This is a genomic window from Roseovarius sp. MBR-79, from assembly GCF_053628555.1.
Map to the genome: position 1 here is coordinate 1 of NZ_JBRJGP010000052.1, position 5,827 is coordinate 5,827.

Below are 5,827 nucleotides of genomic sequence, written 5' to 3' on the forward strand. Positions count from 1 at the left end.
TCTCCTTGGCGGTGCCAGCCGCCGGTTGGGTGGGTTTCGTTCACCCGGAGATTACGCCACCTTCAAATTTCCACCACCTTCGCGACACGACCTTGAAGATCTCCGGCGGGCCGTATTCGGCCAGGGCCTCTTTCAGAGCCGCGACACAAAAATCCGCCTCAAGCGTGTTCGACAACCGCCAGGCCAGAACCTTGCGGCTGTGCCAATCCATGATGGCCACCAGATACAAGAAGCCCCGCTCCATCCGGATATAGGTGATATCGGCGCACCAGACCTGGTTGGGCCGGGTGATTGCCAGCCCTTTCAGCAGGTAGGGGTAGATCTTGTGCGCCGGGTGCTTCTTGCTGGTGTTGGGCTCCTGGTAGATCGGCACCAACCGCATCAGACGCATCAAGCGGCGCACACGGTGGCGGCCACACTCGTGACCCTGCCGCTTCATGTGCCGCGCCATCTGGCGAGAGCCATACCACGGGGTTTCCAGGAACTGCTTGTCGATGATCTCCATGAACCGCAGATTCTCGGCGCTTTCGCCCCTGGGCCGGTAATACAGCGTCGAGCGCGACAGCTGCAGCAGCGTGCATTGACGCCGCTGGCTCAGCTCATGATCCTTGCTCACCATTTTTTGCCTCGCGTCCCGAGCAGTTGAACCGAGGCATTGGCTAAAAAATCCCGTTCCACCACCAGCTGCCCAATCTTCGAATGCAGCTTCTCGATCTCCGCCTCGTTCCCCTTCCCGGGATCAGCGCCCCGCCGGGTGAAGGCCGTGGCCACATTCTCGATCGCCGCGCGCTTCCAGGTGCTGATCTGGTTCGGATGCACGCCATACTTCTTCGACAGCTCGGCCAGCGTCATCTCTTCTCGGATCGCTTCAAGCGCGACCTTCGCCTTGAACTCAGGCGTATGCATTTTTCTCTTCGTCATCATGGATCGTCTCTCTCGTCATGCGATCCACCTTAACAACTGGTCCGAATTTCTGCGACCACCTCTACCGAGGCGGGGGCTTCGGGTTCAACCCAGTCGCAGAGGCCGCCGAGGGTGCGGTCGGCTTCAAGTGTTGCGCCAATGTTGGCGATCAGGGTGTCAAAGGAGCTGGCCCGACCGGTGCCCGCCTGGACGACGACCTCCAGCTCGGCGCGATGCTGGTAATGGTAGCGCAATGGCGACAAGGTTACCTCTGGCTCGCCCGGCTGGCCATCGCGCAGGATGATCAGCCCTGCTGCCGGGAACCGCTCGGGAAGCACCTCATCGCGCAGGACAAGGGCGGCAAGTGGCTGCAGCTGCGCGTGCAGCGCGGCGAGGACGGTTTCTCGGGTAGTGGGCATTGCCGGTGGCTTCGTGTCCTCGCTCACGCTATCAGGGCGCAGGCGTTTTCATTTATCGCGCAGGTGGACTTGCGCTGGATCTGTCATCTTCCTGGTTTTTTATGGTAGGTGTTCACACAAAGGAGAACCGACATGCAGTTCCAACTGAACACCGATGCCAATATTCAAGGCGATGACCGGCTGGTCGAAGTGGCCGAAACGTTGGTCACGTCCGCGCTGGGGCATCTGACCAACCGATTGTCACGGATCGAGGTGCATCTGGCCGATGTGAACGGCGCCAAGGGAGGGGCAGACGATATTCGCTGCACCGTCGAAGCGCGGCCCGAGGGAATGCAGCCGCAGACCATCACCCACAATGACGCCAATGTGGACGCGGCTCTGCGCGGCGCGGCGAAAAAAATCCGCGCCCTGCTGGACAGCGAATTCGGCAAACTGGGACGGCGCTGAGGCTCGTAAATGATGCAGGGGTTCGGAGGTGCGATCAGTATCCCCAAATCGTCCTCGCCAATGATCGCCATCAGTCTACCCACTTCGCCACAATCCGCCCCGGCACCCCGTCCACAGCGCGCTCGGCATCCCGCGCCAGATCCAGCCGCTTGCGCAGTTTGACCTGTGGCACCAGCAGGAAGATCGGCACGGTGACTTTGCCACGCCCGGTTTTCGATCTGGACGCCACCGCGCGACCCTTGGTGTTCAACCGCCCTTCCGCCACCAGCAAGCTCGGCCCGCGACGACGGAAAACAAACCGCAGCTGTAATCCTGTGCGGCGCTCCCATTCACCGGGGGTGATCCGGCCACCCTTGGAGCTTTTCCCGGCGGCAGGGGTGGGGATCGCCAACCAGAACCCGTCTTTCGACCGGATCAGCGGCCCCGTGTCATGCGCGCCGACGATCACCGGTGCGTTCGACCAGACCAGCGCCGCCGCGTTCAGGCTGTCTCCGGACTTCGGGAAGCTGGCGAGGCGGATAGAGTTGCCGAGCCGCGTGCCCAGCCCTGCGCCGGTGATCTGGCCCCGCCAGGCGGTCTTGAGGCTGGTTCCAGCCTCTCGGATCGCGGCGGAGACCGCGCGCTCGCCTGCCGCGACCTCGGCGGCCATCATCGCAACGATGTCGGGGGAGAGGTCGAGTTTCAGTTTCACTGCAGGTCACGCCGGGCTCAGATTGACTGTCCAGACCAGCCGTTCGCGGTCGCGTACCGGCTCGCCCTGAATGTTGAAACCTTCGCCGTCGATCTCGATCCGGTCGCCCGGGCGCGGCGCTGGCACCTCGGCCACGCGTAGATCGACACGCATGGTTTCCGACCAGATACGCGCATCGCCGAAGCCCGTGACATCATCCGCGCGGCGCAGGACCACGCGGATGAGTTGGGGCGCGCCACCGTCCGCGACGAAGATGGCATCTCGGGCGATGTTCGGATCGGCGAAGAGGTTGTCGATGGCGGCTGCAAATATGCTGGTCACGGCTATACTGCTTTCATGAATCACAAATCCATTTCCGCTGGCACGATCCGAAACCGGGCACTCACGGCTCTTCAAGACGCCTTTTCCTGCCAACGCCCCTCAGTGGTGCTCGACGACAAGGGCTACGCTGCTGATTTCCGCGACATCCTTCTGCCAATGGTGTCACCGGAGGATTTCGAGGCTGACCTCGGTGCAGGGAGCGGCAACGAGTTGAAGACCAAGTTTCGCGCCCTGCATTCGTCATCGGCGCTTGCCGTAAACGCCTTTGCACCTTTTCGACGGCGCATTGGCGAACTTGCCCTGGCGGACCACAGTCGGTTCGAGACACTTGCCTTCGAGCAGAAGTGTCCGACAGGCCTTCGGCGCGGTACGCCACCGAACCTCGATGTGCTGCTCTCCGGAGAGAGCGGCGTCGTCGGGATCGAGTCGAAACTGACGGAGTATCTCACATCGCACCGCGCCAGGTTTTCGCCCGCATACGCGGAACAAATTCAGGGCAGACGGCGCGAACAGGGCTATTTTCGAGAGATGCTTCGACTCACGGATGCACCTGACAGCTATCGCTGGCTGGATGCTGCGCAGCTGATCAAGCATGCTTTCGGTATTGCTGGAACCTTCGGCGAACGTCCGGCGACCCTGCTGTATCTGTTCTGGGAGCCTGCCAACCCGTCAGCGAGCCCCATTTTCGCTGATCACAGACGAGAGGTCGCGGCTTTCGCGGAGCGGGTCGCTGGGGCGACGCCGGTGTTCAGGGCGATGAGCTATCCGGAACTGTGGTCGTCTTTGAAGGTTGCCGGGCAACAAGACTGTTTGGCCCGGCATATCGAAGACCTGCGTGCCCGGTATGAGGTCACTCTCTGACCCGCAACACTCAATCCGATCGTGGACCAGTGCCAAACCCGACGGCATGCGCTAGACCTCAGTTCGAGCTGTGCAGGCGGATCGCCAGCCGCGGACGCTTGTTGACTGGCAGGATCGAGGCCTCGGTCATCAGGTCGATCCAGCGGCCCTTGGCGTCGATCATCTGGCGCGCATAGAGCGGCAGGCCGATGGTGTTGGCGGTCTCGAGCAGGTTCGCGGGCCCGCCATAGGTGGTGAAGGTATCAAACGTGCCCATCGGAAACGCGATGCCCTCGCCCGTCGGGATCAGTCGCTCCGAGGTACCGTTCGAGAGGGTGACCGAGCCGTTGTATTCCTCGAAGAGAATGCCCGCGAACGGAAAGGCGCGGCGCATGTCCTCCCGCAGCGGCTGGCCACCGGTGGCCGAGAAGAACTTGTAGGCGTCCTCGGTCTTGGGGTGGCTGATCAGCTTGTCGAAGAATTCGGAACTGACCAGTGCATGGGCGGTGGTCATGGTCTCGCCAAGCAGATTGTCCTCGATCGCGCGCAGGGTCGTGCGGACCTTGCCCTGGATGTTGGTGCCGGCCGTGCCGAAGACATAGTCGACCGAGATCATCTCCAGCCCGAATTCGGCGAAGTAATTGTAAAGCGTGGTGCCCGCGCCATCCTTCACGATGCCGCGCAGCGCGTTCATCTCCATGTACTCGCGGGTCTGGGCATGCTTGCGGCGCATCAGCGTCAGCTTGCGGTTCATCACCTCGACCAGCGGGTCGGCGGCGTCGGACAGGCCCAGCGCGGGCATGCCTTGAATGTCAGCGGGCAGGATCACATCGTCATGCGGGATCCATGGCAGGGCGAAGGAGCGCATCGAGCGGGCCTCGCGGTTGCCAACGGTGGCAGGCGCGCCCAGCGGGACCGAGGGCAAGAGGCTTAGGACGCCCTCGCGCTGTTCGATCACGATGGAGCGCTGACTGACGCCTTCGAAGCGGAAGAGGCCGATCTGGCCGAGGCGGGTGTAAAGGTTGGGCAGGATGTTGATGGCCTGCGTCATGTCAGCGAGCGAATAGCCGCCCGCGTCGAACGGGTTGCGGGTGATGGTCATGGGGAACTCCGGGGAAAGAGAGGGGATGGGCAGGACGGAAGAACGCGCGACCAGATCAGGCCGTATCGCGCGCGATGATGCCGAGGGCCGCCAGCTGGCCCAGCTTGGTGGTGATCTTGGGCGCATCATCGACGGTGGCGTCATAGGCGAGGCTTGCGCGCGACACGATCGAGGGGCCGCGTGCGACGACAATGCCGACGGCATCAGCCAGCGTGGCATCGACGGCATAAAGCAGGACGGCCGCAGCCGTCTGGGCTCCGTCCGAACCGCCCGAGGTGGCGAGCTTGTATTTGCCACTTACGGTGATTTTGCCCAGCACAGCGCCGACCGGATAGGCGGTGCCTGCCAGCAATGTGACGGTCTCGCGGGTGAAGTTCGGGTTGACCTCGTATTTGAGGACATCGCCCGTTGTGGCGGGTTGATGAAGAACGGTCATGGCGGGGTTCCTGTGTCAGGGGTCAAAGGAAATCCCCCGCCGATGCGGCGGGGGAGAGAGGGCAGTCCAGTTGGCTGGTCGGTGGTATCAACCGCGCGGTGAAGCGGCTGCGCGTTTCGCAGCTGCGACGATTGGGCTTTCCTTTGCCAGCGGCAGGACCAACGACGGCGGTGCGGCGACGATATCTCGGGCGTCCGCAGCGGCGCTGGCGCGCTCCAGCACCAGCCTGCGCAACGCCTCGGGTGCGGTGCCGTCGCGCAGCGCTTTGGCCGCGTCGATTGTGATCCCAAGGCGGCCTGCCTGCGCCGCGATCTCTGCGATCTCCGCCGCCGCCTCGCGAAGCTGCGCCGAGAGCTCGGCGAGGTTGCTGGTCTGCGTGGCGGTCTGCTCTGGGTCAGGTGCCGCAGAAGAGGAAGCGTGAGGTGCAGCGGGGGCCGGGACCCGAGTAGTGGGCAGGTCATCGGCAGCATCGGTTTCACCATCGTCAATATCGGTCACTCCGATCTCGGTGTCTTGCGGGCTGTCGACGGGGTCGTTCTCGGTGGCCATGATTGCCTCCTGTCTGGGTTGGGTGGTCGTGTCGCGAAGGTGGTGGAAATTTGAAGGTGGCGTAATCTCCGGGTGAACGAAACCCACCCAACCGGCGGCTGGCACCGCCAAGGAGATCA

At 63.1% G+C, this 5,827-nt stretch carries 8 protein-coding genes and 1 pseudogene; 2 read left to right on the top strand and 7 right to left on the bottom strand.

Annotated features, from left to right (window positions below):
• Positions 1–94: 94 nt before the first annotated feature.
• Both ACSSV8_RS19820 and ACSSV8_RS19825 read right to left on the bottom strand, forming a co-directional pair.
• Positions 95–924: pseudogene (locus ACSSV8_RS19820) on the bottom strand (IS3 family transposase); the annotation flags it as partial.
• Between the two features lie 29 nt (positions 925–953).
• Complete coding sequence (locus tag ACSSV8_RS19825; protein ID WP_454283625.1) at positions 954–1,322, bottom strand: acyl-CoA transferase; 369 nt, start codon at positions 1,320–1,322, stop codon at positions 954–956.
• A gap of 132 nt (positions 1,323–1,454) precedes the next feature.
• Here ACSSV8_RS19825 and ACSSV8_RS19830 point away from each other — a divergent pair, with 132 nt between their 5' ends.
• Positions 1,455–1,769 carry an HPF/RaiA family ribosome-associated protein gene (locus ACSSV8_RS19830; RefSeq protein ID WP_454283626.1) on the top strand — a complete coding sequence of 105 codons (315 nt, stop codon included), beginning with the start codon at positions 1,455–1,457 and terminating at the stop codon, positions 1,767–1,769.
• Between the two features lie 70 nt (positions 1,770–1,839).
• On the opposite strand, the gene ACSSV8_RS19835 is transcribed toward ACSSV8_RS19830, so the two are convergent.
• Complete coding sequence (locus ACSSV8_RS19835) at positions 1,840–2,460, bottom strand: DUF6441 family protein (protein WP_454283627.1); 621 nt, start codon at positions 2,458–2,460, stop codon at positions 1,840–1,842.
• 6 nt (positions 2,461–2,466) lie between these two features.
• Entirely contained in the window at positions 2,467–2,781 is a 315-nt protein-coding gene (locus tag ACSSV8_RS19840; protein WP_454283628.1) for a head-tail joining protein, read from the bottom strand.
• A 15-nt stretch (positions 2,782–2,796) separates the two neighbouring features.
• Between ACSSV8_RS19840 and ACSSV8_RS19845 the strand changes: the two genes are divergently transcribed.
• The gene (locus ACSSV8_RS19845; protein WP_454283629.1) at positions 2,797–3,642 is read left to right on the top strand and encodes a PGN_0703 family putative restriction endonuclease; all 846 of its coding nucleotides are present in this window, start codon (positions 2,797–2,799) and stop codon (positions 3,640–3,642) included.
• 58 nt (positions 3,643–3,700) lie between these two features.
• On the opposite strand, the gene ACSSV8_RS19850 is transcribed toward ACSSV8_RS19845, so the two are convergent.
• The 3 genes from ACSSV8_RS19850 to ACSSV8_RS19860 form a co-directional block, all read right to left on the bottom strand.
• A complete protein-coding gene (locus tag ACSSV8_RS19850) occupies positions 3,701–4,723 on the bottom strand; it encodes a major capsid protein (RefSeq protein WP_454283630.1) in 1,023 nt (340 codons plus the stop codon).
• A 55-nt stretch (positions 4,724–4,778) separates the two neighbouring features.
• Positions 4,779–5,159 (bottom strand): head decoration protein, encoded by a 381-nt coding sequence (locus ACSSV8_RS19855; protein WP_454283631.1) that lies wholly within the window; start codon positions 5,157–5,159, stop codon positions 4,779–4,781.
• 87 nt (positions 5,160–5,246) lie between these two features.
• On the bottom strand, positions 5,247–5,708 hold the full coding sequence (locus ACSSV8_RS19860) for a hypothetical protein (RefSeq protein WP_454283632.1): 462 nt from the start codon (positions 5,706–5,708) through the stop codon (positions 5,247–5,249).
• Positions 5,709–5,827 lie beyond the last annotated feature (119 nt).

Coding starts and splice junctions, on each gene's coding strand:
- ACSSV8_RS19855 (WP_454283631.1), bottom strand. CDS start 5,159: ATGACCGTTCTTCATCAACCCGCCACAACGGGCGATGTCCTCAAATAC.
- ACSSV8_RS19850 (WP_454283630.1), bottom strand. CDS start 4,723: ATGACCATCACCCGCAACCCGTTCGACGCGGGCGGCTATTCGCTCGCT.
- ACSSV8_RS19825 (WP_454283625.1), bottom strand. CDS start 1,322: ATGCCCACTACCCGAGAAACCGTCCTCGCCGCGCTGCACGCGCAGCTG.
- ACSSV8_RS19860 (WP_454283632.1), bottom strand. CDS start 5,708: ATGGCCACCGAGAACGACCCCGTCGACAGCCCGCAAGACACCGAGATC.
- ACSSV8_RS19845 (WP_454283629.1), top strand. CDS start 2,797: ATGAATCACAAATCCATTTCCGCTGGCACGATCCGAAACCGGGCACTC.
- ACSSV8_RS19830 (WP_454283626.1), top strand. CDS start 1,455: ATGCAGTTCCAACTGAACACCGATGCCAATATTCAAGGCGATGACCGG.